The sequence below is a fragment of the Amycolatopsis sp. 195334CR genome (genome assembly GCF_017309385.1).
Lineage (GTDB): Bacteria > Actinomycetota > Actinomycetes > Mycobacteriales > Pseudonocardiaceae > Amycolatopsis.
Genome location: NZ_JAFJMJ010000004.1, coordinates 555,792 through 581,446 on the forward strand (window position 1 = coordinate 555,792; position 25,655 = coordinate 581,446).

General features: G+C 71.4%; 19 protein-coding genes. 11 read left to right on the plus strand and 8 right to left on the minus strand.

Going from position 1 to position 25,655, the window contains the following annotated elements; translation table 11 throughout:
- Positions 1-22 precede the first annotated feature (22 nt).
- The 5 genes from JYK18_RS46250 (at position 23) to JYK18_RS46270 (ending at position 10,210) form a co-directional block, all read left to right on the plus strand.
- Entirely contained in the window at positions 23-6,373 is a 6,351-nt protein-coding gene (locus tag JYK18_RS46250; protein WP_206810741.1) for a non-ribosomal peptide synthetase, read from the plus strand.
- The gene (locus tag JYK18_RS46255) at positions 6,370-7,860 is read left to right on the plus strand and encodes an MFS transporter (RefSeq protein WP_206810743.1); all 1,491 of its coding nucleotides are present in this window, start codon (positions 6,370-6,372) and stop codon (positions 7,858-7,860) included. The genes JYK18_RS46250 and JYK18_RS46255 overlap by 4 nt, the downstream gene beginning before the upstream one ends.
- The gene (locus JYK18_RS46260; protein ID WP_206810744.1) at positions 7,857-8,684 is read left to right on the plus strand and encodes an SDR family NAD(P)-dependent oxidoreductase; all 828 of its coding nucleotides are present in this window, start codon (positions 7,857-7,859) and stop codon (positions 8,682-8,684) included. Before JYK18_RS46255 ends, JYK18_RS46260 begins: the two co-directional genes overlap by 4 nt.
- Before the next feature lie 112 nt (positions 8,685-8,796).
- Complete coding sequence (locus tag JYK18_RS46265) at positions 8,797-9,768, plus strand: 3-oxoacyl-ACP synthase III family protein (protein ID WP_206810745.1); 972 nt, start codon at positions 8,797-8,799, stop codon at positions 9,766-9,768.
- A 19-nt stretch (positions 9,769-9,787) separates the two neighbouring features.
- Positions 9,788-10,210 carry a gamma-glutamylcyclotransferase family protein gene (locus JYK18_RS46270; RefSeq protein WP_206810746.1) on the plus strand — a complete coding sequence of 141 codons (423 nt, stop codon included), beginning with the start codon at positions 9,788-9,790 and terminating at the stop codon, positions 10,208-10,210.
- A gap of 279 nt (positions 10,211-10,489) precedes the next feature.
- Here JYK18_RS46270 and JYK18_RS46275 read toward each other — a convergent pair whose 3' ends face one another.
- Genes JYK18_RS46275 through JYK18_RS46285 form a run of 3 tightly spaced genes read right to left on the minus strand, consistent with a single transcriptional unit; the run spans position 10,490 to position 13,686 of the window.
- On the minus strand, positions 10,490-11,341 hold the full coding sequence (locus JYK18_RS46275; RefSeq protein ID WP_206810749.1) for a fumarylacetoacetate hydrolase family protein: 852 nt from the start codon (positions 11,339-11,341) through the stop codon (positions 10,490-10,492).
- Complete coding sequence (locus tag JYK18_RS46280) at positions 11,338-12,225, minus strand: catechol 1,2-dioxygenase (protein ID WP_206810751.1); 888 nt, start codon at positions 12,223-12,225, stop codon at positions 11,338-11,340. The genes JYK18_RS46275 and JYK18_RS46280 overlap by 4 nt, the downstream gene beginning before the upstream one ends.
- On the minus strand, positions 12,226-13,686 hold the full coding sequence (locus JYK18_RS46285) for an aldehyde dehydrogenase (protein WP_206810754.1): 1,461 nt from the start codon (positions 13,684-13,686) through the stop codon (positions 12,226-12,228). It lies immediately after the preceding gene.
- Between the two features lie 239 nt (positions 13,687-13,925).
- Between JYK18_RS46285 and JYK18_RS46290 the strand changes: the two genes are divergently transcribed.
- The 6 genes from JYK18_RS46290 (at position 13,926) to JYK18_RS46315 (ending at position 20,736) form a co-directional block, all read left to right on the plus strand.
- Positions 13,926-15,218 carry a glutamine synthetase family protein gene (locus JYK18_RS46290; RefSeq protein WP_206810756.1) on the plus strand — a complete coding sequence of 431 codons (1,293 nt, stop codon included), beginning with the start codon at positions 13,926-13,928 and terminating at the stop codon, positions 15,216-15,218.
- A gap of 34 nt (positions 15,219-15,252) precedes the next feature.
- Positions 15,253-16,503: a cytochrome P450 gene (locus JYK18_RS46295; RefSeq protein WP_206810758.1), complete on the plus strand. Its 1,251-nt coding sequence runs from the start codon at positions 15,253-15,255 to the stop codon at positions 16,501-16,503.
- A gap of 23 nt (positions 16,504-16,526) precedes the next feature.
- Positions 16,527-17,897 carry an aminotransferase class I/II-fold pyridoxal phosphate-dependent enzyme gene (locus JYK18_RS46300; RefSeq protein WP_206810854.1) on the plus strand — a complete coding sequence of 457 codons (1,371 nt, stop codon included), beginning with the start codon at positions 16,527-16,529 and terminating at the stop codon, positions 17,895-17,897.
- Between the two features lies 1 nt (position 17,898).
- Positions 17,899-19,107 carry a cytochrome P450 gene (locus JYK18_RS46305; protein WP_206810760.1) on the plus strand — a complete coding sequence of 403 codons (1,209 nt, stop codon included), beginning with the start codon at positions 17,899-17,901 and terminating at the stop codon, positions 19,105-19,107.
- 43 nt (positions 19,108-19,150) lie between these two features.
- Positions 19,151-19,498, plus strand: a complete 348-nt coding sequence (locus tag JYK18_RS46310; RefSeq protein WP_206810761.1) for a hypothetical protein — start codon at positions 19,151-19,153, stop codon at positions 19,496-19,498.
- Positions 19,499-19,614: 116 nt separating this feature from the next.
- A complete protein-coding gene (locus tag JYK18_RS46315; protein ID WP_206810762.1) occupies positions 19,615-20,736 on the plus strand; it encodes a hypothetical protein in 1,122 nt (373 codons plus the stop codon).
- A gap of 50 nt (positions 20,737-20,786) precedes the next feature.
- On the opposite strand, the gene JYK18_RS46320 is transcribed toward JYK18_RS46315, so the two are convergent.
- The 5 genes from JYK18_RS46320 to JYK18_RS46340 all read right to left on the minus strand — a co-directional run.
- A complete protein-coding gene (locus JYK18_RS46320) occupies positions 20,787-21,041 on the minus strand; it encodes an acyl carrier protein (protein ID WP_206810764.1) in 255 nt (84 codons plus the stop codon).
- Positions 21,042-21,058: 17 nt separating this feature from the next.
- The gene (locus JYK18_RS46325) at positions 21,059-21,919 is read right to left on the minus strand and encodes a 3-hydroxyacyl-CoA dehydrogenase family protein (protein ID WP_206810766.1); all 861 of its coding nucleotides are present in this window, start codon (positions 21,917-21,919) and stop codon (positions 21,059-21,061) included.
- Positions 21,919-23,121 carry a hypothetical protein gene (locus tag JYK18_RS46330; protein ID WP_206810768.1) on the minus strand — a complete coding sequence of 401 codons (1,203 nt, stop codon included), beginning with the start codon at positions 23,119-23,121 and terminating at the stop codon, positions 21,919-21,921. The genes JYK18_RS46325 and JYK18_RS46330 overlap by 1 nt, the downstream gene beginning before the upstream one ends.
- Before the next feature lie 23 nt (positions 23,122-23,144).
- Positions 23,145-24,302, minus strand: coding sequence for an acyl-CoA dehydrogenase family protein (locus JYK18_RS46335; RefSeq protein WP_206810769.1), 1,158 nt, complete (start codon positions 24,300-24,302; stop codon positions 23,145-23,147).
- Positions 24,303-24,319: 17 nt separating this feature from the next.
- Positions 24,320-25,655, minus strand: a 1,336-nt coding sequence (locus JYK18_RS46340) for an ERAP1-like C-terminal domain-containing protein (protein WP_206810772.1), incomplete at its 5' end; no start/stop codon positions are given.

Consider the following 25,655-nt stretch of genomic DNA (forward strand, 5'->3'; position numbering starts at 1 on the left):
CCCGAGTGAGGAGTTCCCTGCGATGAACCTGTCCTTCGGTCAGGAACGCCTGTGGTTCACCCACCAGCTCGACGCCACCGGGCACGCGCAGAACGTGCCGGTGGCCGTCCGGGTCCGCGGTGAACTCGACGTCGCGGCGCTGACCGGGGCGTGGGCGCGTGTGGTGGCCAGGCACGAGGTGCTGCGCACGGTCGTTCGCGCCGACCACGGCGAACCGCGGCCCGCCCTGCTGGAGGTCGCCGAGGTCGCCGCCGTCCGGACGGGCGACCCGTCGCGGGCGGACGAGGAACTGCGGGCCGAGGCGGCGTACCGGTTCGACCTGGCCGCCGGGCCGCTGGTGCGGGTCACCGTGTGGCGGCTGGGCGAACGCGACCACCTGATCGGGGTGGTGCTGCACCACCTGGTGTGCGACGCGTGGTCGCTGAACCTGCTGTTCGAGGACTGGGCCCGCGCCTACCGCGGTGAGGAACTCCCGCCGCCCCCGGCCGCCACGTACGCGGACTTCGCGGTCCGGCAACGGGAAAACGACGCGTTCACGGCACAGCTGGAGCACTGGGCGGCGAACCTGGCCGGCGCGCCCGCGGACACCGGCTTGCGACCCGACCGGCCGCGCACCGGGGCCCCGTCGTTCCGCGGCGCGCAACTGCGGTTCACCGTGCCCGGCGAAGCGGCGAACCGGGTGAAGGACCTCGCGCGGGCCCAGCGGTGCACCCCGTTCATGGTGCTGCTGGCCGCCTTCCAGGCCGCGCTGGGTGCCCGGACCGGGACCGACGACGTGGTGACCGGCACGCCGATGGCCGCCCGCACCGATCCCGACTTCGAGCGGGTCGCGGGTTACTTCCTGAACACGCTGCCCATCCGGGTCTCCCTGGCCGGTGATCCGGACTTCCGCACCCTGCTCGGCCGCGTCCGCGAGGCCTGCTTCGGCGCGTACCGGCACCAGGACGTGCCGTTCGAGAAGCTGGTCGACCGGCTCCAGCCGGATCGCGCGCTCGGCGCGAACCCGTTCTTCCGCACCATGCTCGTGGTCCGGGACGAAGGCGCGGAACTGGCCTTGCCCGGTGCCGAAACCGAGGTCTCGTTCGTGCCGAACGGCACCGCGAAGCTCGACCTGACCCTGTACCTGTCCGAAAAGGACGGTGAGCTGGCCGGGGAACTCGAGTACGACACGGATCTCTACGACGAGGACACCGTGTGTGCCTTCGCGGCGCACTTCGGCAGGCTGCTCGACGCGGTGACGGCGAACCCGGACGACCGGCTGTCCGCGGTGCCGGTGCTCGACCCCGCCGAAACCCGGCGGGTGCTCGACTGGGGCACCGGCGAACGGACCGATCCGGGCGACGCCACGCTCACCGAGCGCTTCGCCGAGGTCGTGCGCCGCCAACCCGACGCCGTCGCCGTGGTCTCCGGCGAAGAACGGCTCACCTACGCCGAACTCGACCGGCGCGCGGACCGTGTGGCGGCTGTGCTGGCCGCCCGCGCGGCGGGTTCGGTGGTGGCCGTGGCGCTGCCCCGGTCAGCGGAGCTGATGGTCGCGCTGTGGGGCGTGCTGAAGGCGGGCCTGGCCTACCTGCCCGTGGATCCCGAACTCCCGGCCGAGCGGATCGCGGCCATGCTCGCCGACGCCGACGCGAAGACCGGGCTGACCCTGGCGAAGCACGACCTGCCCGGCGAAGGCTGGCTGGCGGTCGACGACCTGCCCGAGGACGCGGCCGCCGTGGGCGAACGCCGCGACCGGGCGCTGTACGTCATGTTCACCTCCGGTTCCACGGGACGGCCGAAGGGCGTGGTCGTCGAGGAACCCGGGGTGGTCAACCGCCTCGACTGGATGCAGCGCGCGTTCGAACTGACCGCGGACGACGTCGTGCTGCAGAAGACGCCGATCGGCTTCGACGTGTCGGTGTGGGAGCTGTTCTGGCCGCTGATCACCGGGGCCCGGCTGGTGCTGGCCGAACCCGGCGGGCACCGCGATCCCCGCTACCTGGCCGGCCTGATCCAGGACGAAGGCGTGTCGGTGCTGCACTTCGTGCCGTCGATGCTGGGTGTGTTCGCCGAGGAGCCGTCGGCGGCGGGCTGCACGAGCGTGCGCGACATCGTGTGCAGTGGTGAGGTCCTGCCGGGTGCGCTGCGCGACCGGGTCGCCGAGGTGCTGCCGGGCGCGCGCCTGCACAACCTGTACGGGCCGACCGAGGCTTCGGTCGACGTGACCTGGTGGCCGTGTGGCCGCGAGCGCGACCCCGACGTCCCGATCGGCTTCGCCGCGCCCAACACCCTGCTCTACGTCACCGACGCCTGGGGCCGACTGCTCCCGCCGGGCGTCGACGGTGAACTGTGGATCGGCGGTGTGCAGGTCGCGCGCGGGTACGCCGGGCGCCCGGACCTGACCGCCGAACGGTTCGCGCCGGATCCCTTCGGACCGCCCGATGACACAGCGGCGCGCAGCGGCTCCGTGGGGGGTGGTGGCCGGGTGACGGGCGGGAGGATGTACCGCACCGGCGACCGCTGCCGCTGGCGCGCCGACGGCAGTCTCGCCTACACCGGCCGCGGCGACCGGCAGGTCAAGATCCGGGGCCTGCGCGTCGAACCCGGCGAGATCGAGGCGGTTCTGCGTGCGCACCCGTCGGTGCGGCAGGCCGTGGTGCTCGCCCGTGACGACGGCCGGGGTTCGCTGCGACTGGACGCCTACGTGGTGCCCTCGGCCGCGGTCGACTCCGCCGAACTGCGGGCGTTCGCGCGGTCGCGCCTGCCGGAGCAACTCGTGCCCGCGACCTGGACGTCGGTGGACACCGTGCCGGTCACGGCGAACGGGAAGCTCGACGTCTCGGCGCTGCCCGATCCCGAGCCGCCGGAGACGACCGTCGCGACTGGTGCGTTGACCCCGCTCCAGGAGACCCTGTGCCGCATCTTCGCCGGCGTGCTCGGGGTACCAGAGGTGGGTGTGCACGACGACTTCTTCGCGCTGGGCGGGCATTCCCTGCTGGCCACCAGGCTGGTCAGCCGGATCCGCCCGGTGCTCGGCGCGGACGTGCCGATCCGCGCGTTGTTCGAGGCACCGACGGTCGCCGCGCTCGCGCCGCGCATCGCCGGATACCGCACGGAAGAAGCCGGGCTGACCGTCGTGCCACGCCCGGAGCGCGTCCCGCTGTCCTCGGCGCAGCGCCGGTTGTGGTTCCTGCACCACGCTTCCGGGCCCAGCGCGGCGTACCACATGCCGCTGGCCTTCCGGCTTCGCGGCGAACTGGACGTCGACGCGCTGGAACAGGCGCTGGCCGATCTCGCCGAACGGCACGAAAGCCTGCGCACGGTGTTCCCGGAAACCGACGAGGAACCGGAACAGCTCGTGCTCGCCGACGCCCGGCCCCGGCTGCACACGGCCGAAATCGATCCCGAGGACCTGACCACGGCACTGGAAACGGCTGCGCGCGAGGGGTTCGACCTGGCGGCCGAGCCACCGTTGCGCGCCTACCTGTTCACCACCGCCCCCGACGAGCACGCGTTGCTGCTGTCGCTGCACCACATCGCCGGGGACGGCTGGTCGCTGGCGCCGCTGTGCCGCGGCCTGGCCACCGCCTACCTAGCCCGGCTCGGCGGCCGGGCGCCGGACTGGGAACCGCTCCCGGTGCAGTACGCCGACTACACGCTCTGGCTCGACCGCGACGCGGCCGCCGACGCCGAGATCGAGTACTGGCGCGAACGGCTGGCGGGCGCGCCCGATCAGCTGACCCTGCCGATGGCACGGCCGCGGCCGGAACGGGCGAGCCAGCGCGGCCGGACCGTCGAGTTCGCCTTGGACGCCGAGCTGCACGCCGCGCTGGCCGAGGTGGCGCGGCGGCATCGCTGCACGTTGTTCATGGTGCTGCACGCCGGGCTCGCCGCCCTGCTGACCCGGCTCGGCGCCGGTACCGACCTGCCGCTGGGCAGCCCGATCGCCGGCCGGACCGACGAGGTGCTCGACGAACTGGTCGGCTTCTTCGTCAACACGCTGGTGCTGCGCACCGACACCGCGGGCGACCCCACCTTCGCCGAACTGCTCGACCGCGTCCGCGAAACCGACCTGGCCGCCTACGAACACCAGCGGGTGCCGTTCGAGCGGCTGGTCGAGGAGCTGAACCCGGTGCGCTCGACCGGGCACCACCCGCTGTTCCAGATCATGTTCGTGCTGCAGAACGCGGGCGGCGCGGCGCTGTCGCTGTCCGGTGTGGACAGTGAACCGGTCACCGTCGCCACCAGCACCTCGCGGTTCGACCTGGTGTTCAGCCTGACCGAGCGGCCGGGCACCGGCGGGCTCGACGGTGACATCGAGTTCAGCACGGACCTGTTCGACGCCGACGACATCGACCTGCTGATCCGGCGCTGGCGGCGGTTGCTGCGCGCGCTGGCCGCCGACCCCGGGCAGCGGATCGGCGCGCCCGAGGTGCTGGCCGAGGACGAACGGCACCGGCTGCTCGTCGAGTTCAACGACGTCGACCGCGAGGTGACCGCGGCGAGCGTGGCCGAACTGTTCGAGGAACGGGCCGCCGCGCTGCCCGGGGCCACGGCACTGGTCCAGGACGACACGACGATGACCTTCGCCGAACTCGAACGGACCGCGAACCGGTTCGCCCACCACCTGATCGACCAGGGCGTCGGCACCGAAGAGGTGGTGGCGCTGCTGCTGCCGCGGTCCTTCGAACTGGTCGCCGGGATCCTCGGGGTGCTCAAGGCGGGCGCGGCCTACCTGCCCATCGATCCGGAGTACCCGGCCGACCGCGTCCGCTACATGATCACCGACAGCACCCCCCGGCTGGTGCTGACCGCGCCCGGCCTGGAACACCTGGTGCCCGACGGTGCCCCGCGGCTGGTGGTCACCGGCACCGGAACGCTCGACGCGCTGTCCACAACGGACACCGCACCGGCGGACGCGGACCGGGTGCGCCCGGCCCTGCCGGGCAATCCCGCCTACGTCATCTACACCTCGGGGTCCACCGGCAGGCCCAAGGGCGTGGTCATGCCCACCTCGGGCATCGTCAACGTGCTGGACTGGCACCGTGCCACGCTGCGTGGCGGGCCCGGCTGGCGGACCGCGCAGTTCACCGCGATCAGCTTCGACTTCTCGGTCCAGGAAACCCTGGTCACCCTGCTGATGGGCAAGGCGCTGGTGATCCCGGGGGAGCGCGTGCGCCGGGACCCGGACGAACTGGTCCGCTGGATCGACCGGCACCGGGTGAACGAATTGTTCGCGCCCCGGCTGGCGATCGAGGCGATGATCGAGGCCGCGACCGCGCAGGGCAGCGAGCTGGACTCGCTGACCGACGTGCTCCAGGGCGGCGAGGCGTTCATGGTCACCGACGCGATCCGGGAGTTCTTCCTGGCCCACCCCGATCGCCGGGCGTACAACTTCTACGGCCCCACCGAAACCCACGCCGCCACCGCGCACCTGCTCGACCCGGCGCCCGGCAGCTGGCCGCACCGCGTGCCGATCGGCCGGGGACTGGGCAACATGCGCCTATACGTGCTCGACGCGGGGTTGCGGCTGACCCCGCCCGGCGTGCCCGGTGAGCTGTTCATCGCCGGACCGCAGGTCGCCCGCGGGTACTTCGGCAGGCCGTCGCTGACCGGCGACCGGTTCGTGCCCGACCCGTTCGGGCCGCCCGGCACGCGGATGTACCGCAGCGGTGACCTGGTGCGCTGGACGCCGGACGGTTTCCTGGAATACCTCGACCGCATCGACGACCAGGTCAAGATCCGCGGGTTCCGGGTGGAACTCGGTGAGATCCAGGCCGCGCTGACCGCGCACCCCGACGTCGGCGAGGCGGCGGTCACCGTGCACACCGACGAGGGTGGGAGCAGGCTGGCCGGGTTCGTGGTGCCCAGGAACGGGGCGGTCGGTGCCGTCGACCTGTCCGCGGTCCGCGCCTTCCTCGGTGACCGGCTGCCGGAGTACATGGTGCCCGCGGTGCTCACCGAGGTGCCGGGGTTGCCCCGCACCCCGAGCGGCAAGCTCGACCGTCGCGCGCTGCCGGTGCCCGATCGCGCCCGTCCCGGCGGGGACAGCGGGTACGTCGAGCCACGTGACCGGCTGGAGCGGATCGTCAGCGAGGTGTGGGGCGACCTGCTCGGCATCGAACGCGTGGGCGTGCGCGACAACTTTTTCGATCTCGGCGGGCATTCGGTGGTGCTGCTGAAACTGCGGAGCAGGCTCAGCGAGGCCACCGGGGTCCGGCTCGGCGTGGTGGAGCTGTTCCGGCACACCACGGTTACCGCGCAGGCGCGGGCGATCGCCGCGGCCGGTCAGGGGAGCGAGCCGGGTGAACCCGAGCGGACGACGGCGGACCTGGGTGCCCGCGCGGCGGCGGGGCGGGCCCGCCTGGCGCGGCGCCGGAGCCGGGCATGAGCGCGGCCGGGCCCCGGCGCTGGTGGGTGCTGTTCGCCCTGTGCCTGACGCTGTTCATGACCGTGCTGGACAACACGGTGGTCAACGTGGCGATCCCGTCGATCATCGAGCAGCTCGGCGCGACCACCGCGGACGTCCAGTGGATGGTGAACGCCTACACCGTCGCGGTCGGCTCGCTGGCCGTGGCGGCGGGCGGGATCGCCGACCGCGTCGGCTACCGGGCGATGTGGCTGCTCGGGCTGGCGTTGTTCGCCGGGTTCTCCGTGCTCGCGGTGACCGCGACCGCGCCGGCGCAGCTGATCGTGGCCAGGGCGGGCATGGGGGTCGGCGGCGCGTGTGTCATCCCGGCCACGCTCGCCGTGCTCACCCGGGTGTTCGACGAGGCGGACCGGCCGCGCGCGATCGGCATCTGGACCGCGGTGGCCGCGGGCGGGCAGGCGCTCGGGCCGCTGGTCGGCGGGGTGCTGCTGGTCGAGTTCCCGTGGCAGGCGGTGTTCGCGCTGAACCTCCCGATCGCGGTGCTGTGCCTGGTCTTCGCCCGGTCGTGGGTGCCGGAGTTCCGCGGTACGGGCGGCCGGCGGCCGGACGTGGCGGGCGCGCTGCTCTCGGCCGCGGCCATGGTCGGCATCGGCTGGGCGATCATCGCCGCGCCGGGCCGGGGCTGGACGGCGCCCGAGGTGCTGGCCGCGCTGGTGCTCGGGGTGCTCCTGCTGGTGGCCTTCGTCCGGCACGAACTGCGCACCCGCGAGCCGATGCTGGACATGGCGTTGTTCCGGGTGCCCGCGTTCCGGCTGTCGGTGGTCACCAGCCTGCTCGCCGCCTTCGGCCTGGCCGGCTCGATCTTCCTGCTCACCCAGCACCTGCAGCTCAACTTCGGTTACTCACCGCTGGACGCCGGGGTGCGCACGCTGCCGATGGCCGCCGGGCTCCTGGTCTGCGGCAGCCTGGTCAGCGCCCGTGCCGGCGCCCGGCTCGGCGCCGCCCGCGGGATCACCACCGGGATGGCGCTGGCCGCCGCCGGACTGGCCAGCATCGCGCTGGTGCCCTCGTCGGCGGGTTATCCGGCACTGGCACCCGGACTGCTCGCCGCGGGCTGCGGGCTCGGCATCGCCGGGCCGCTGGTGGCGAACGCGCTGCTCGGCTCGGTGCCGCCGGAACAGACCGGGGCGGCCTCGGGCGTGCAGGGCATGGTGCACGAAACCGGGGCGTCCCTCGGGGTGGCGGTGCTCGGCGCGGTGAGCGCGGCGCTGTTCACCTGGCGCCTGCCCGGTGATCTCGAAGCGGGTTCCCTGGCCGAGGCGCTCGGCCGCGCGGAGTCCGGCGGACAGGCCGAGCACGCGCGCTCGGCCTTCGCCGGGGCGATCTCGGCGGCACAGCTCACCGGGGCCGGGCTGGTCCTGCTCTGCGGGGTGGTGGCCTGGTTCCTGCCCCGAACCGAACCGGCCGTGACGGCCGGGCGAACGACGAACACCGGAGGACAGCAGTGAGCACACCACTGGCGGGCAGGACCGCGATCGTCTCGGGGTCCAGCCGGGGCATCGGGCGCGGGGTCGCCGAACGGCTGGCGGCCGAAGGCGCCGCTGTCGTGGTCAACGGCATGGACAAGCGCGCGGTGGACGACACCGTGGCCGCGATCACCGAGGCGGGCGGCGCCGCGGTGGCGTGCGTCGGCGACGTCACCGCGGACGGGTTCCCCGAACACTTCGTGCAGATCGCCGTCCGCGAGTTCGGCTCGCTGGACATCGTGGTGAACAACGCCGGGTTCCCGTGGGACAACGTGATCCAGAAAACCACCGACGAGCAGTGGGACACCGTGCTCGACACGCACCTGAAGGCGCCGTTCCGCATTCTGCGCGCCGCCCAGCCGGTGTTGCGGGGGCAGGTCCGCGAGGACGACGAAAAAGGCCGCCGGGTGCACCGGAAGGTGGTCAACGTTTCCTCGATCGCCGGGATTTTCGGCAATGTCGGGCAGGCCGGGTACGCCTCGGCGAAGGCGGGCATCCTCGGGCTGACCAAAACCCTGGCCAAGGAATGGGGCCGCTACCGCGTCAACGTGAACTCGGTGGCGTTCGGGCTGATCGACACCCGGCTGATCCGCGCGGTCGGTGAGAACGACACGATCACCGTCGGCGACCGGGAAATCCCCATCGGCATCAACGAGGAGGTGCTCGAACGGATCCGGTCGACGGTGGCGCTGGGCCGGTTCGGCACGGTGGCCGAGGCGGCCGGGTCGATCTACCTTTTCTGCGGGCCCGATTCCGATTACGTCACCGGGGAGGTGCTGACCTGCGGGGGCGGGGTCACCATTTGAAACACCGGGTTTTTGTCGCTGTATCGCAATTCCTTGAACGGCCTGTCCCCGGACGGTAAATTTCGGGATGAATCGGCCTTTCCCCGCTCGCCGCGTTGTAAGGAGCTTTGTCATGTCCACAGGAATTCTCGGCGCCGCCGGTTATCTGCCGCCCCGGGTGGTCGGCAACGACCAGGTGGGTGCCTGGGTCGGGCAGGAGCCGTCCTGGATCCTCGAACGCACCGGGGTGGTCGAGCGGCACTACGCCGCCGACGACGTGTCCACTTCGGACATCGCCTGCCTCGCGGTGGAGAAGCTGTACGAGGGCTGCCAGGAGAAGCGGGCCAGCGTCGGCGCGGTCATCCTCGGCACCAGCACGCCGGACCACAACTTCCCGTCCACCGCGGCGATCGTGCAGGGCCGGATGGGGCTGGGCCGGGCGTTCGCGTTCGACCTGAGCGCCGCCTGCTCCGGGTACGTGTTCTCGTTCGTGATGGCGCACTCGCTGCTGTGTGCCGACCCGTCGCTGGACGAGGTGCTGGTCATCGGGTCCGACACGATTTCGAAGGTGCTCTACAAGCCCGACCGCAAGACGGTCACGGTGTTCGGCGACGGTGCGGCCGCCACCCGGGTGGGCCGCGTGCCGGACGGTTACGGTCTGCTCGCGCACTCCCTGATCACCGACGGGTGCAACGCCGACTTCGTCGGCCAGCCCGCCGGTGGCAGCCGCCGCCCGCTCGACGCGGAGACGGTGGATTCGCGTGAGCGGTACATGGTGATGAACGGGCGCCCGGTGCGAGAGTACTTCGAGGACGTGGTGCCGAAGCTGGTGCACGAGGTGGCCGAGCAGGCAGGGGTCTCGCTGGACCAGATCGACCACTTCGTCTTCCACCAGGCGAACCCGCAGATGCTGGCGGACTGCATCGAGACGATGGGGCTGGACCCGGCGAAGTGCCCGGTGCCCGGGGTCTACAGCGGGAACACCGGTTCGGCGTCGATCCCGCTGGTGCTGAGCCAGCTGGAGGCCAAGCGGGGTGACCTGGTGATGATGGCGGCGATCGGGTCCGGGATGACGGCGGGCGCGGCTGTGCTGCGCTGGTACTGAGTGGAGGGTGGTTTTCGCGGTGGAACGGCTTCCGGTTTTTGTGTACGGGACCCTGCGCAGCGGGCAGCGCAACCACGGGCTGATCGCGGAGCGGGTGGCCGAGCGGTTCCCGGCCAGAGTGAGCGGGCTCGGCCTGTTCGGGGACCGGATCCCGTTCGCGCTGGAACGGCCGGGGCAGCAGGTGATCGGTGAGCTGATGGTGCTCACCGAGGCCGGCTACGAGGCGGCGATGGCCGACCTGGACCGGCTGGAGCGGTACCACCCCGACCGTCCCGCGGACTGCCTGTACACGCGGGTGACGCGGCCGGTCGCCTACCTCGCGGCGAACGGGGAGTGGGCGGAGGTGCCCGCTTGGCTGTACCTGACGGGAGAGGCGGCGGCGGGGCGGTACGACGAAAACGTGCCGATTCTGGGTGGGGATTGGGTGGCTGTCCAGGTGTGATTTTGGTGGGTTGGGGGCTTGGTGGGGGCGGTGGGCCACCCCGGTTTTTTAGTGTGACTACGGCGAAGGCCCCGATGTCAAGGCGGGAAAGATGCCTTGACATCGGGGCCTTCGCCGTGTTTTTGGCTGTGAACCGGGGATGGGGAGGGCTGGGTGGGTAGGTGGTGTCGTTTTGGTGCCCGGCTGCCGGTAGGTGCCCGGCTGCCGGTAGGTGTTCGTGGTGCTGTGAATGTGGCTTTCACTGCCGATTCCGCAGTGAAAGCCACATTCACAGCATGGTCAGGCGGGGTGTGGCGGGCGGATGCCGCGGAATTCCCAGTCGCCGCCTTGGGCGGTGGAGAGGACTTGTTCGGATTCCGTGGGTTGCGCGCCGATCGGGCCGGTGACCGGGACCGGGCCGGTGACCACGGTGTTCCGCAGGACGCCCAGGCCGTCCGCGGAGATCTCTACCGTGTCGCCGGGCTGGATCGGGCGTGAGTTCGCCGGGGTGCCGGTCAGCAGGACGTCCCCCGGCTGCAGGGTGATCAGCCGGGCGATGTCCGCCACCAGGTAGTGCATGTCCCACGTCATCTCGTCCGTGGTCCCTTCCTGGACCACCTTGCCGTTCACCCGCGTCCGCAGCCACCGGCCGCGCGGGTCCCAGCCTTCGACCAGCCCCGGCCCCAGCGGGCACAGCGTGTCCGCGCCCTTGACCCGCAGCATCGAGCCTTCGTCGGTGTCGCGGAAGTCGTGCAGGCCGAGGTCGTTGGCCAGCGTGTAACCCCGGATGTACGCCGGGGCCTCGGCCACGCTGATGTTGCGGGCGGTCCGGCCGATGACCACGGCGATCTCACCCTCGTAGTTCAGCCACTTGCACCCCTCCGGCCGCACCACGTGGCCGTTGTGGCCGGTCAGGGTGGACACCGGTTTGTGGAAATAAGTCGGTGCTGTGCGTGGTTTGGCGCAGAACTCCTCGAAGCGGCTGCGGTGGTTGAGGTGTACGGCGATGATCTTGGAGGGACTCACCGGGGGCAGGTGGATGGCGGTCTCCGCGGCGACGGTGCGGCCGTCCGGGGCTCGAAGCCGGTCGCCCTCGCGGCGGACTTCGGTGGGGGTGCCGTCCAGCAGGATCCTGCGGTATTCGGTGGTCATCGGGTTCCTCCAGTCCATCCGCCGGCCGGCCGGTCGAACCACAGGTGGACCTGACCGGTGCCGATCGCGTTCTCGTAGTCGCTGTACCGCCGCGCTGGGGCGGTGCAGTCCTGCTCACCGAGCGCACCGGCCAGCATCAGGTAGTGCGCGAACCCGGCTTCCGGCTTGAACCGGAGGAAGTCCGGCATGGTGGCCAGCACCTTCGCGTGGTCACCCGACTCGAACCAGTCGATGCGCTCGGCGTCGGCGACCACCGCCTCCTGGCTGTGGATGTGCTCGGCGCCCGCCGCCTCGTGGGCGCGCAGGTCGCGCAGGGAGTGGAAACGGTGGCTGAGCGCACCCGACGCGATCAGCAGTACGCGGCGATCGGTGGCCGCGACGGCGTCGGCGAGGGCGCGGCCCAGGCGCAGGTGGTCCTCGGCGTCGCCGGTTTGGCAGACGCTGACGCTGAGCCAGCGCTTCCCGGGCACCCCCAGATACGCCCACAGGTTCAAGGTGGCATAGGAAACCGGCAGGCAGGGGTCGTCGATGGGGGTGATCCACGTGCCGTGCGCGTCGGCGCGGGCGGTCAGGGCGTGCGCCAGGTCCGGGTCGCCGGGATAGTCGTAGGGGATTCGGCACATGCCGCGCGGGAGTTCGTCCGAAGTGAACAGTCCGGCCCGGCAGGCGTGCGAGGCGACCACGAATTCCACGGTGGTCGCCCAGTGCGAATCGAAGACCACCACCGTGTCGTAGTCGGCGGTGTCGAAGACCTCCGAACGCAGGCGGTGCAGGCCGGTGGCCAAAGTGGACTCGTTGCCGTGGTTCAGTTCCCGCCGCACAGCTTCCGGCAGCATGATCGTCGGCACGTGGGACAGCAGCCCGCCGCCGGCTATCTCACCCATCTACATCCATCCCTTCGGGCTGGTCACGGTGTTCTTGACGTCGCAGAAGAAGTCGAAGCTCCAGGTGCCGCCCTCCCGGCCGATGCCGGAGCGGCGGGCACCGCCGAACGGCGCGCGCAGGTCGCGCACGAAGAAGCAGTTCACCCAGACCGTGCCCGCGGTCAACTCGGCGGACACCCGTTCCGCCCTGGCCGGGTCGCCGGTGACGACGGTGGCCGCCAGCCCGAAGCGCGTGTTCCCGGCGAGCGCGACGCCCTCCTCCTCGGAATCGAACTCCTCCAGCGTGAGCACCGGCCCGAACACCTCCTCACGCAGGATTTCCGCGCCCGCGGGAGCGTCGGCGAGCAGCGTGGGCCGGTAGTAGTTGCCGCCGAGGTCGGTGTTCGGCCCGCCGCCTTCGAGCACCCGGGCGCCTTCGGCCACCGCCCGCCGGACAAAACCGTCGACGCGCTGGAGGTGGTCGGGGTGGATGTTCGGGCCGATGCCGGTCTCGGGCAGCCGGGGATCACCCTGGCGAAGGCCGCGGATGGCGGCCCGCAGGCGCGAGGTGAACTCCGCCGCGACGGGGGAGTGGACCAGGATCCGGGTGGCCGCCAGGCAGACCTGGCCCGCGTTGTCGAACTGCTCGGCCGCCAGGTCGACCGCGAGGTCGAGGTCGGCGTCGTCGAAGACCAGCAGCGGGGACTTGCCGCCCAGTTCCATCGACACCGGCGTGAGGTGGTCGGCGGCGGCCGCCGCGATGCGCCGGGCGGTCGGCTCGGAGCCGGTGAAGCTGATCCGCCGGACGTCCGGGTGCGCGCACAGCGGCGCGCCGGCCTCGGGCCCGAACCCCTGCACCACGTTGAACACACCGTCGGGCAGTCCGGCATCGGCGGTGATGTCGGCCAGCAGGGACGCGGTCATCGGGGACCACTCCGCCGGCTTGAGCACCACGGTGTTGCCCGCCGCCAGCGCCGGGGCGATCTTCCACGACGCCAGCATCAGCGGCGCGTTCCACGGCGTGATCAGCGCGCAGACCCCGGCGGGATCCCACGACACGCGGTTGCGGTGCCCCCGGGTGTCGAAGTCGGGGAGGGCCAGCTCGCCGGTGAGCCAGTCCGCGAAGAAGCGGAAGTTGTGCGCCACCCTCGGCATCACGCCGAGCAGGTGCGAGCGCAGCAGGGCACCGTTGTCCTCGGTCTCGACCGCGGCGAGTTCCGGCGTGCGGCGTTCCACCTCGTCGGCGATCCGGTGCAGCACCTCGGCCCGCCGCGCGGGATCGGTGCGGCGCCAGTGCTCGAACGCGGTGGCCGCGGCTCGCACGGCACCGTCCACTTCGGCCGGACCGCCCCGCGCGAACTCCCCGAGCGCGCGCCCGTCGATCGGCGACCAGGAAGTGAAGCGCTCGGCGGATTCGACCCGTTTCCCGCCGATCCAATGCCCGGTGCCGACCGGGGTTCCGGAAACCGTCGTAACCGGCATGTAGCTCCCTCGAACGAATTCTGGGTGGATGGCGGTGACGTTATCCGGGTGCTTCCGGTACGGCAATCAACTGCACCGGGAGCGCTCGCCATTCGAGACAGCGGGTCGCCAACGGAGACGGTTTTCCCATGGCTAGGCGTCTTCCGGATCGCTACGCTGAAACGAGATCGAGGACGACGCGCCGGCCCCACGGCCATTTCTGTCCCACCATTCATTTCCCGGAAAGGCGATGGTTCATCGTGGAGAACGCCGGAACGGTGCGGATCCAGTATCCCGACCTGATCGGCACCGAACGCGGCCGCGATCTGCCGTCGGAGGTATTCGGTTCCCTTTCCGGCGGACTGCACTTCTGCCGCGCGGTCTACTACACCACCACCCAGGGCGGCACGCTCGACGGTGAGCACTCGCTGTCCGACGGCCTGCCGGACGTGGTGTTCCGGCCGGACCGCTCGACGCTGGCCCCGATGCCGTGGGAACCCGGGTACCAGTCCTGCCTCGGCGACATGCTCGACCCGGCGACCGGACTGGCGATCGGGGAGTGCCCGCGCGGGGCGGTGAAGGCCGCGGTCCAGCGGCTCTCCGGGCTCGGCAGCCGCGCGGTGATCGGGCCGGAACTGGAGTTCTTCGTGCTGTCCGGCCAGGATGGTGCCTGGACCCGCTACGGGGACTCCTCCGGCAACGTCTACCGCGTCGGGCACCGCGGTGACCCGGACGGGCTGGCCCCGGCGCTGCTGACCATGCTGCGCGCGGCCGAGCTGGACGTCACCGCGGTCAACCACGAGTTCGCCGCCGGGCAGTTCGAGGTCAACCTCGGCCACTCGACCGCGCTGGACGCCGCCGACCGCGCCTTCCGGTTCAAGCACGCGGTACGCGAGTTCGTCGCCCAGCGCGGGCTGACCGCGACCTTCGTCGGCAAGCCGTTCAACGAGGAGGGCGGGTCGGGTTTCCACCTGCACCTGTCCCTGCTCGACGAGCACGGCCGCAACCAGTTCGCCGCCGCCGGAGCGCCCGCCGGGCTGTCGGCCACCGCGCGGCACGCCGTCGGCGGCATCCTCCGCCACGCCCCGGCGCTGTGCGCGCTGCTGGCGCCCACGGTGAACGCCTATCGCAGGCTCGGCCCGGACACGCTGGCGCCCGCGCTGGCCGACTGGGGCATGGACAACCGCTCCACCATGGTGCGGGTGCCGCCCGAGCGCGGCGCCTCCACCCGGCTGGAGGTGCGCCTCGGTGACGCCGCGGCGAGCCCGTACCTGGCCGTGGCCGGGGTGCTGGCCGCGGTGGCGCTGGGCATCGAGGGCCGCGTGGAACCCACCGACCCGACCAGCGGCTACGGCTACGACGGCACCCGAGCGCCCGCGCTACCGGAAACGCTCGACGCCGCGCTGGACGCCCTGGTCGCCGACGACGAGTTCACCGAAGCGGTCGGCAAGGACCTGGTGGCCGCCTTCGACCGGGTCAAACGCGACGAGACGGCCCGCTTCCGGCGCTGGGTGACCGACTGGGAGCTGCGTGAGTACCTGCCGCACCTGTGACGCACTCCCGAGACCGAGCTGACGAGGATTCCCGATGCGCCTGGACGAAGTGGACCTGTCCGATGTGGACCGATTCCTGGAGCCCGAGGCCCCGTGGCGGATGTTCGACGTCCTGCGCGAGCGGAGCCCGGTGCACTGGCAGCCCGAAGCGGCACCCAACAGCGGGTTCTGGGCGGTCACCCGCTACCACGACCTGGTCGCGGTCAACCGCGACGCGGCCACCTTCACCTCCGAGCAGTTCACCAACCTGGAGGAGGTCACCGATCCGGCACTGCGGGACCGGCGGCGCTCGCTGATGGAGACCGACGGCGAGCGGCACCGGGCCATGCGCCTGCTGCTCAGCCGTGAGTTCAGCCCGAAGCTGGTTTCGCAGTACGCGGTGTTCCTGCGCGGGCTCACCGCCTCCACTTTGGACACCGCGCTGGCCGCGGACTCGTTCGACCTGGTCGCCGAGATCGCCGCCGAGCTGCCGATCATGGTGCTGGCCCGGCTGATGCTGGACGTGCCTGCCGAGGACACCGGCAGGCTGATCGCCTGGGGCAACCGGATCATCGGCAACAACGACCCGGACTGCGCCGACGTGCTGCTGGAGAGCGAGGACAGCGAGCGCTACAAGCACGTCCCGTTCCGCAGCCCGGCCGCGCTGGAGATCTTCGAGTACGGCCGGGAACTGGCCGCGGAACGCCGTGGTGGCACCGGTACCGACCTGGTCAGCAGGCTGGTGAACACGGTGCCCCGCGACGGCGTCCCGCTCACCCCGACCGATTTCGACAACTACTTCCTGCTGCTGGTGGTCGCGGGCAACGAGACCACCCGGCACGCCATCTCGGCCGCGGTGCACGCGCTGGCGGAGCACCCGGCGCAGTGGTGGCGGCTCAAGGAGGACCCGTCGCTGGTGGACACCGCGGTGGAGGAGTTCCTGCGCTGGTCGTCGCCGGTCTACCACTTCCGCCGGACCGCCACCCGGGACACCGAGATCAGCGGGCAGCGCGTGCGCGAGGGCGACAAGGTGGTGCTGTGGTTCGCCTCCGGCAACCGCGACGAGGCCGCCTTCGAGAAGCCGTACGAGTTCGACGTGGGCCGCAGGCCCAACGAGCACCTGACCTTCGGGCTCGGCGGCCCCCACTTCTGCCTCGGCGCCGCACTGGCCCGCCTCGAACTGCGGATCCTGTTCGAGGAGTTGCTGGCCAGGGTGGAGCAGATCCAGCTCGCGGGCCCGGTGACCCGGCTGCGGTCCAACTTCGTCAACGGGATCAAGACACTGCCGGTGACCGTCACCAGGTGAAGCTTGTCGAAAGGCTGGACACGGTGGATCTTCCCTACTGGATCGGGCGTGCGGTCGAAGGGCACGGGCAGTGGACGTCGACCTTCGCGCCGTACGCGCGGCACCCCTCGCTGGAGGTCAGCGACGACCGCTTCAGCACGGTCTTCGAGAACTACGAGAAGCTGCTGCACGGCAACTACCCGTTCTTCCACCCGCGCTACATCGGGCAGATGCTCAAGCCACCGCACGAGGCCGCGGTGGTGGCCTACCTCAGCGCGATGCTGATCAACCCCAACAACCACTCCTCCGACGGCGGCCCGGTCACCGACCGGATGGAGCGCGAGGTGATCGACCAGCTCGCCACCATGTTCGGCTTCGACCACCACCTCGGGCACCTCACCTCCAGCGGCACCATGGCGAACCTGGAGGCGCTCTACGTCGCCCGCTGCCTGCACCCGGACCGGGGCGTGGCCTACAGCTCGGCCAGCCACTACACGCACGAGCGGATGACCCGCCTGCTGGGCATGGACTCCTACGCGGTGCCCGCCGACCGGTACGGCCGGATGGACCTCGACGCGCTGGAGGACCTGCTGCGGACCGGGAAGGTGGGCACGGTCGTGTTCACCCTCGGCACCACCGGTGTCGGCGCGATCGATCCGCTGGCCGAGGCGATGGCCCTGCGGGAGCGGTACGACGTGCGGTTCCACGTCGACGCCGCGTACGGCGGTTTCTACTCGGTGCTCGCGGGCACGCACGGGCTGGACCCGGCGCCGTGGGCGGCGGTCCGCGACTGCGATTCGGTGGTGGTGGACCCGCACAAGCAGGGCCTGCAACCCTACGGCTGCGGTTCGGTGATCTTCGCCGATCCCGCGGTGGCGAAGTTCTACGTGCACGACTCGCCGTACACCTACTTCACCCCGGCGGACCTGCACCTGGGCGAGATCAGCCTGGAGTGCTCGCGCGCCGGTGCCGCGGCCGCCGCGCTGTGGTTCACCTTCCAGCTGCTGCCGCCGACCGCGGACGGGCTCGGTGAGGTGCTCGCGGCCAACCGGCGGGCGGCGCTGCGCCTGGCCGGGCTGATGGCGGACTCGGACCGGCTGCAACTGCACCAGGAACCCGAGCTGGACATCGTCACCTACTTCCCGCGCCTGGCGGGGGCCTCGCTGTCCGGGATCGACCGCGAGTGCGCGGCGATGCTGGAGGCGGGCATGCACGACGGCGCCGACCCGGTGTTCCTCAGCCTGATGCGGATCGAGGCCGACACCTTCGCCGACCTGCACCCGGCGGTGCGCCCGGACGCGAAGGCCACCCGGATCCTGCGCAGCGTGCTGATGAAACCCGAGTCCGAGACCTATGTGGACGAACTGCACCAGCGCCTGGAGCGGCTGAGTGCGAGTCAGTGGAAAGAGGGCTGAGATGACCGAGACCACAGCGGCCGCCACGCACCCGGGGCCGCCACCGCCGCTGACCGACGGCGGCGCGGCACAACTGGAGTGGCTGCGGCGGATGCGGGCCGAGGAACCGGTGCACCGCGACGAGCACGGGGTGTTCCACATCGTCCGGTACGACGACGTGCGGCGGGTGGCCAGTGATCCCGGGGTGTTCTCCTCCGGGCTCAACCGCGACGTGCTCGGCGCGGAGGACATCACCCGCGGCAACCCGGCGTGGACCGACCCGCCCGACCACCGCAGGCTGCGCGCGCTGGTCGGCCAGGCGTTCACCAGGACCAACGTGCGCGAGTACGAGCGGCGCACCTACGAACTGGGCAACGCGCTGCTCGACGAACTCGACGGCCAGGACCGGTTCGACCTGGTGGAGAAGTTCGTCTGGCCGCTGCCCGCGATGCTGATCGCCGAACTGCTCGGCGTGCCGGTGTCGGACCGCCAGCTGTTCCTGAGCTACGCGGACAAGCTCGCCTCGCTGCAGGTCGGTGATCCGACCGACGACGAAGAGGGTTACGGCGGCATGATGAGCCGGGTCACCGGCGAGATCCGCGGGTACCTGACCGAGCAGTACCGGGGCAGGCTGGCCACCCCGGGCGACGACCTGATCAGCAAGCTCGCCGCGGCCGAGGACGACGGCAGCAGGCTGGACGAGGACGAGGTCGTCAACATCTGCCTGGCGCTGCTGTTCGTCGGGCACTTCAGCACCAACGGGCTGATCGGCAACATGCTGCTCTGCCTGGACGAGCACCCCGAGGTGGCGGCCCGGCTCCGCGCCGACCGGAGCCTGATCCCGGCCGCGGTCGAGGAGGTGCTGCGGTACCGGCCATCCGGCACCCGGTTCATGCGGGTGACCAGCCAGGACACCGAGGTGGCAGGCACCCCGATCCCGGCGCGGTCGCTGGTGATGCTGTGGTTCTCCTCGGCCAACCGCGACGAGCGGCGGTTCGCCCGGCCCGACGAGTTCGACATCGGCCGCACGCCCAACGGGCACATCAGTTTCGGGCACGGCATCCACTTCTGCGTGGGCGCCCCGTTGTCCCGAATGGAGGCGGCGGTCTCGGCGAACCTGCTGTTCGACCGCTTCGCCGACCTCCGCATCGAAAGCGGTGACCCGCTGCCCTTCTACGAGCAGGGCATGTGGGCGCCGCGGCGGATCCCGGTGGCGGTGCGCCGGGCGTGACCGGGGCGCGGAGGCGACCCTGAGACCCAAGGAGAGGAACGAGATGGCCGAGACCGAAGAGAAGAAGACCGAAGAAGGCAACTTCATCAAGAACTACATCAACGACATCCTCGGCAGCACCAAGGACCTGGTCGAGCGGGACAAGAACACCATCTTCCTGTACCTGGCCAGCATCGTGCGCAGCACCGAGGGCGTGATCGACCGCGTGCTGCGGGAGGTGGAGTACGCCGAGAACGACATCTGGGGCTCGATCAAGGCGCCGGTCAGCAGCGGGGACAACACCGCGCACATCAACGAACTGACCGAGCTGAAGGCCTCGCTCGACGACCTCAACGCGAAGATCGACAAGCTCTCGTCCGCCAAGCTCTACGTCGAGCGCGACGACAGCTGACGCCGCTTTTCGCGATCAGGGCCCCGATCCCGCGCTGGGATCGGGGCCCTTTCGCGGGTGCCGCCGCCGAATGCGGCAGTCTTTCCGGCATCGGCACGGCGAAGGGAACGAACTCGATGTCAGGCAGACCGGCGGTGGCGGGCACCCACGTTTTCGTGGTGCCGGACCGAGAACGCGCGCAGGCACTCGTCACCGCATTGGCGGGGTACGGATTCGCCCGCGTGCTGGCCCGGCCCGGACCCGGGGACGGGTGGCACGTCACCGCACTCGACGAGGGGCCCTACCCACCCGGCACGGACGGGCAGCGCGCCATCGACACCGCCGGCCGGGAGGCGGCGGTGCTGGCCCGGCGGCACGACGGACGACCGGACGGCGGCCTCCGGTGCGACCCGGACATGCTGCGGCTCCTCCCCGCCCAGGCGCCGATCGTGGCGACCGGCTCGGGAGTGCGTCCGCCGGTTCCCGTCCCCGCACCTCCCGCCGCTCCGATGGCGTTGACCCCGGATGCGGTCAGGACGACCCCGGCCGACCTGACCGCGCTGGACGCCGTCGACTGGTCGCGGCTCGAGCACGCGCACGGCCCGGCCGACGACGTGCCGGACCTGATCCGGGCGCTGGCCGCCGGCACCGGCGAGTGGGCGGACACCCTCGACGAACTGTACGGCGACGACCTGCTGCACCAAGGAACTTGCTACTCGGCCACGGCCCCCGGCCTCGCCGTGCTCGCCGGCCTGGTGGGTTCCTTCGCCGCGCCCCAGCGGCTCGACCTGTTGCTGTGCCTGCTCTACGCGGCCGGTCAGTGGGGTGCCGGCCTTCTCGACGATGCCGAACCTGCCGCCGCCCAACGGCGCCTGCCTCAGGCGGGACCGTGGACCCAGGAGGTGCACCAGGCGATCGGCGGGGAACTGCCCGCGTTGCTCGCGCGGTGGCCCGAGGAGCCACCCGCGACGCGGTACGTCCTGGCCTGCCTGGCGGCGGTCTACCCGGACCACGGCCGTCCGCTCGCGCGCGAGATCGGCGTGCTGGCCCGCGAATTCGACGGCACCCGGCCCGGCGCGTTCCTGCGGCTGGCCGAGGCGCTGGTGTGCGGGGACGACGAACGGGCACTCGCGATCGCCGCCGAGATCGCCGCCTGGGCGGAGGACGTCGACCCCGGCTGGCTCGGCGTACCGGGCACCAGCCCCGCCACGAGGTGCCTGCGCGTGCTCACCGGCGGGGCGCTGAGCATGTCCGGATGACGCGCGAAAGCCCCCGCTCCCACGGAAGCGGGGGCTTCGCACGCCGGGGTTCAGCCGACCGGCGCGCCGTTCTTCCCGATGAACGCGGCGATGTCCCCGATGGACCGGAAGTTGTCCAGGGTGAGGTCACCGCCGCGCACCGCGATGCCGAACTCCTTCTCCAGCCAGACCACGATCTGGACGGCGAACAGCGAGTTCAGGTGCCCGCCGGTGAACAGGTCCTCGTTGTCGGGCACGGTCTTGCCGCCGAGGTGCGCGGTGATGTACTCGCGCACGGTGGCCAGGTGGTTCTCGTGGTTTTCCATGGATGGCACCCTTTCGCTCAGGCGTAGTCGTAGAAACCGCGGCCGCTCTTCACCCCGTGCAGCCCGGCGTCGACCAGCCGGGTCAGCAGCGGGCACGGCCGGTACTTGCTGTCCCGCAGGCTGTCGTGGATCACCTCCAGCGACAGCAGGACGGTGTCGAGGCCGATCAGGTCCGCGGTGGCCAGCGGCCCCATCCGGTGCCCGAAGCAGTCCTTGAACAACCGGTCGATGTCGGCGGCCGAATCGGCGACGCCCTCGTGCAGCAGGAAGATCGCCTCGTTCACGGTCAGCATCATCACCCGGTTGGTGACGAAGCCCGCCGCGTCGTTGACCACGATGCTGTCGCGGCCCGCCTGGCGGAACAGCGCCTGGGTGCGGTCCACCGTCTCGGCGGAGGTGTGCGTCCCGCGGATCACCTCGACCAGCGGCTTGAGCGGCGCGGGGTTCATGATGTGCGTGCCGATCACCCGGTCGGGTCGCTCGGTGCGCCCGGCCAGCCGGGTGATCGAGATGGCCGAGGTGTTCACGCCGATCACGCAGTGCGGCGGGCAGATCGAGTCCAGCTGCGGGTACAGCGCCTCCTTGACCTCCCGCTTCTCGGTCACGTTCTCCACCACGAAGTCGCTGTTCTTCAGGTCGTGCGGATTGGCGGAGAACACGATGCGGCCGGTCACCTCCGCCGGGTCCAGCCGCGGCAGGGCGGGATCCACCAGCGGGTAGAGCGCGACGTTCCGCTCGATCAGCTCGCGGGACCTGGTCAGCGCTGCCTCGGCGGTGTCGACCAGCACCACCTGGTGCCCGGCCGCGGCGAACAGGTGCGCCACCCCGGTGCCCATGGTCCCCGCGCCGACCACGCCGATGTTCTCTTTCCCAGCCATCACAGCCTCACCTTCGGATTCGTCTCGATGCGCACGCCGGCGGGCCACCCGGCCGGGTCCACCCCGTGGCGGCACAGGAACGCGTAGGTGAACCGCTCCAGGCCGATGCCCGCGCAGCCGGTGATCACCGGGCCCTCGCCGCCGTCGTGCGGCCGGATGCCGAACGACCGGCCGAAGAAGTCGTCGTGGAAGTTGAACGAGGCCGCGGCCAGCGTCTTCTCCGGCCCGATCGGCAGCCGCAGCTCGTACTTGAGTTCCAGCAGCCGCTGCGACCACGCCCGCTGCGGGGACTCGACGCTGCCGAAGAACGGGTCGTTGCCGACCTCGCAGTGCCCGCCCAGCCCCAGTTCCTCGGCGAACGCGGTGGTCAGCTCCAGCATGCGGCGGCGCTGCTCGAGCACCCGCTCCCGCGTGCCGAGGAAGACGATCTCGCGGATGGTGAAGTCCCACAGTCGTTCCAGCGAGCGCCAGTACCGCGACTCGTGCCGGAAGGACTTGCCGCGCGCGGTGATCACCAGGCCGGGCGCGGGCAGCGGCTGGTCCTGCAGGTGCCGGTAGGTGTGGTAGCACATGGTCGGCGGCAGGCAGTGCGAGGTGTCGCCGCAGTAGTCCAGCAGGCCGGGCAGTTCCCCGTCGCCCGCCTGGACGTCGGAGAGGAAGCCGCGGTAGTTGTCCGCGTCCGCGTGCAGCCGGGTGACCAGCATCAGGAAGTGCGGGAACGAGGTGAAGTACCCGCACCGGCGCATCGTCTCGGTCGCGATCAGCGTCGGGTACCGGTACTGCCGCGCGCCGAACTCGGCGGAGACCAGCTCGGTCAGCCGCCGGTCGAAGTACTCCATCAGCGCGGTGACGGCCGGGCCGAGCGCGAACTGCCCCGGTCCCATGTGGACCAGTTCCCCCGAGGTGAGCAGTTCCTCGGCGACGTCGTGCACCTCACCGGCGTGGGGTGAGCTCCAGACGACCCGCGGTGGCCCGGCGCGCTGCGGGCGGACCTCCTCGTCGGCCATCCGGTTGACCTTGGCCGCCAGCTCGGCGGTGTCGGCCGGGCCGTCGGTGCTGAGCACCACCTCGGTCAGGTCGCCGCCGGGCCCGGGCAGCTTGAAGTCCACAATGGACTCGGAAAGGAAGTAGATGCGCTGCGCCAGTTCCCCGGTCAGTTCGGCGGGGAGCGGTGCGGTCAGCGCGATGCGGTGTTCGGCCATGGGTGCCTCCTCGGCGGTCACGCTCAGCTGGGCACGCCGAGCAGGCTGGCGACGATGTCGCGCTGGATTTCCGAGGTACCGCCGTAGATCGTGCCGCCGAGCGCGTCACGGAGCTCGCGTTCGACGCCGAACTCGGTGAGGTACCCGCGGGCACCGTGCAACTGGACCGCGTCGAGCATGGAGCTGAGGTGGCTCTCGCTGATCGCCAGCTTGGCGATCGCCGCGTCCAGCGGTGCCAGGTGGCCCTCGCGCTTGCGCCAGGCGACCTTGTACAGCGCCAGCCTGGCCAGCTCCAGGCGGACCTTCATGTCGGCGATGCGGTGGCGGACCGCCTGGTTGGTGCCGATCGGCCTGCCGAACTGCACGCGGTCGCGGGCGTGCGCGACGCAGTCGTCGAGCACCCGGTCCATCACGCCGATCTGGCTGGCGAACAGCAGGCTGCGCTCCCAGTCGATGGAGCTGGTGAACAGGTTGAACCCGTTGCCCTCGGCGCCGAGCAGGTTGGCCGCGGGCACCCGGCAGCCGTCGAGTTCCACCTGCCCCATCTCGGTCGACCGCAGCCCGGCCTTGTCCCAGCTGCGGCTCACCGTGACCCCGGGCAGGTCCCTGGTCACCACGAACGCGGTCAGCGCGCCGGCCGCCGGGGCGTCCGGGCCGCCGGTGCGGGCGAAGGTCAGGAACACGTCGGCGACCGGGGCGTTCGAGATGAAGGTCTTGGTGCCGTGCAACACGTATTCGTCGCCCTCGCGGACCGCGGTGGTGCGCATGCCGAGCACGTCCGAACCGGATTCCGGCTCGGTCAGCGCGTGCGCGCCGATCAGCGAACCGTCGGCCAGTCCCGGCAGGAAGCGGTTCTTCTGCTCCTCCGTGCCGTGCTCGACCAGGTAGACCGCGCACGCCCACAGGTGGTTGTTCAGCGCGAACACCAGGCCGTTGTCCCGGCAGCCGTACCCGAGCGCCTCCAGCCCGACGGCGATGGTGACCGGGTCGAGCCCGGAACCGCCGTACCCGGTGGGGATCGGCCAGCCGGTGAGGCCGAAGGCCGCGCACTTCTTCCACGATTCCCGGTCCAGCCGGGCCTGCCGGTCGCTCTCGGCCGCCGCGTCGCTCAGCTCGGTCCTGGCGAACCGGATGACCGACCGGCGCAGCGCCGCTTGCTCGGCTGTGATGCTGAAGTCCACCGAAGGATGCCCTCTCGTCAGCGGTTGGTCGGGGGAGTCACGTCGCGCTCGCGCGCGGCCATCGGCCGCACCAGCATTTCCGTGCGCAGCTCGACGATCAGGCGGTGCAGCGCGGCCGGGTGCGCTCCGGTGAGCCACTCGTCCGCCGCCGCCAGGTTCTCCGGCGTGAGTTCCCAGCCGGGGAAGAGGTGGACCACCGCGGGCAGCGCGCGTTCGCTGGACCGCCGCGCCCAGAGCTCGCCGATCTCCGCGAAGTAGCGGGCGCCGTACCCGGCCAGCAGCTCGCGCTGCGCGGGGTGGCGGAACCCGCCGATGATGGCGTCGCTGACCGCGTTGGGCAGGTCGTCGTCGGTCAGCGCCCGCCGCCACGCCTCGGCCTTGGCCTCCGGGGTGGGGCGCAGGGCGCGGGCGCGCTCGGCCTGGCGGCGGCCCGCGGCGGTGTCGTCGAGTTCGAGTGCTTCGTCGATTTCCTTGTCACCGGACCGGCCGTGGGCGACCAGGGCGTGCAGCAGCCGCCAGCGCAGGTCGGTGTCCACGGTCAGCCCGGCCAGTGGCGCGGTCCCGTCCAGCCAGCCGGACAGGTGGTCCAGCAGCGCGTCCTCCAGCGGGGCCGCGGCCAGCGCGTTGACGAAGGTGAGCTGCCGGTCGGAACCGGGCTCGGCGTCGGCGGCGAGTTCCCGCAGCACGCGGGTGAACTCGGGCCAGCCGTGGTGCCGCGCCCACTCGGGGTCGGCGTAGGAATCGAGCGCGGTCCGCGCCTGGGTGAGCAGCGCCTCCACCACGCTCAGCTCGGTCTCGGCGGCGATGCCCCCGGCCACCAGCCTGACGTAGTCCCGGGCGCGGAACTCGGCCGTGCGGGTCATCTCCCAGGCCGCCGACCAGCAGAGGCTGCGGGGGAGCGGGTCGGTGATGTCGGCGATGCGGTCGATCAGCGTGCTCAGCGACCGCGGGTCCAGGCGCAGGCTGCAGTAGGTCAGGTCGTCGTCGTTGACCAGCACGAGTTCGCCCGCCGGGAGGCCGGTGAGCTCGGGGACCGGGGTCAGCGCACCGGTGACGTCCAGCTCGATCCGGTGGGCGCGCACCAGCTTCCCGGTGTCGTCCGAGCGGTAGACACCGATCGCGACGCGGTGGGTCCGGCGTTCACCGGCCCCGGGCTCGGCGCCGCTCTGCTCGACCTCGAAGCGGCTGAACCGGCCGTCGGCATCGACTTCGTACCGCGGTCGCAGGGTGTTCAGGCCGGTGGTCTCCAGCCATTCGTCGCTCCACCAGGACAGATCGCGGCCGGAGGCTTCTTCGAGGGCGGCGAGCAGGTCGGCCAGGGTGGCGTTGCCCCAGGCGTGCTTGCCGAAGTAC

Excerpts from the sequence above, each read along its gene's own strand:
- JYK18_RS46265 (WP_206810745.1), top strand. The coding sequence starts at position 8,797 with ATGTCCACAGGAATTCTCGGCGCCGCCGGTTATCTGCCGCCCCGGGTG.
- JYK18_RS46285 (WP_206810754.1), bottom strand. The coding sequence starts at position 13,686 with ATGCCGGTTACGACGGTTTCCGGAACCCCGGTCGGCACCGGGCATTGG.
- JYK18_RS46275 (WP_206810749.1), bottom strand. The coding sequence starts at position 11,341 with ATGACCACCGAATACCGCAGGATCCTGCTGGACGGCACCCCCACCGAA.
- JYK18_RS46255 (WP_206810743.1), top strand. The coding sequence starts at position 6,370 with ATGAGCGCGGCCGGGCCCCGGCGCTGGTGGGTGCTGTTCGCCCTGTGC.
- JYK18_RS46295 (WP_206810758.1), top strand. The coding sequence starts at position 15,253 with ATGCGCCTGGACGAAGTGGACCTGTCCGATGTGGACCGATTCCTGGAG.
- JYK18_RS46325 (WP_206810766.1), bottom strand. The coding sequence starts at position 21,919 with ATGGCTGGGAAAGAGAACATCGGCGTGGTCGGCGCGGGGACCATGGGC.
- JYK18_RS46305 (WP_206810760.1), top strand. The coding sequence starts at position 17,899 with ATGACCGAGACCACAGCGGCCGCCACGCACCCGGGGCCGCCACCGCCG.
- JYK18_RS46250 (WP_206810741.1), top strand. The coding sequence starts at position 23 with ATGAACCTGTCCTTCGGTCAGGAACGCCTGTGGTTCACCCACCAGCTC.
- JYK18_RS46330 (WP_206810768.1), bottom strand. The coding sequence starts at position 23,121 with ATGGCCGAACACCGCATCGCGCTGACCGCACCGCTCCCCGCCGAACTG.
- JYK18_RS46310 (WP_206810761.1), top strand. The coding sequence starts at position 19,151 with ATGGCCGAGACCGAAGAGAAGAAGACCGAAGAAGGCAACTTCATCAAG.
- JYK18_RS46280 (WP_206810751.1), bottom strand. The coding sequence starts at position 12,225 with ATGGGTGAGATAGCCGGCGGCGGGCTGCTGTCCCACGTGCCGACGATC.
- JYK18_RS46315 (WP_206810762.1), top strand. The coding sequence starts at position 19,615 with ATGTCAGGCAGACCGGCGGTGGCGGGCACCCACGTTTTCGTGGTGCCG.
- JYK18_RS46320 (WP_206810764.1), bottom strand. The coding sequence starts at position 21,041 with ATGGAAAACCACGAGAACCACCTGGCCACCGTGCGCGAGTACATCACC.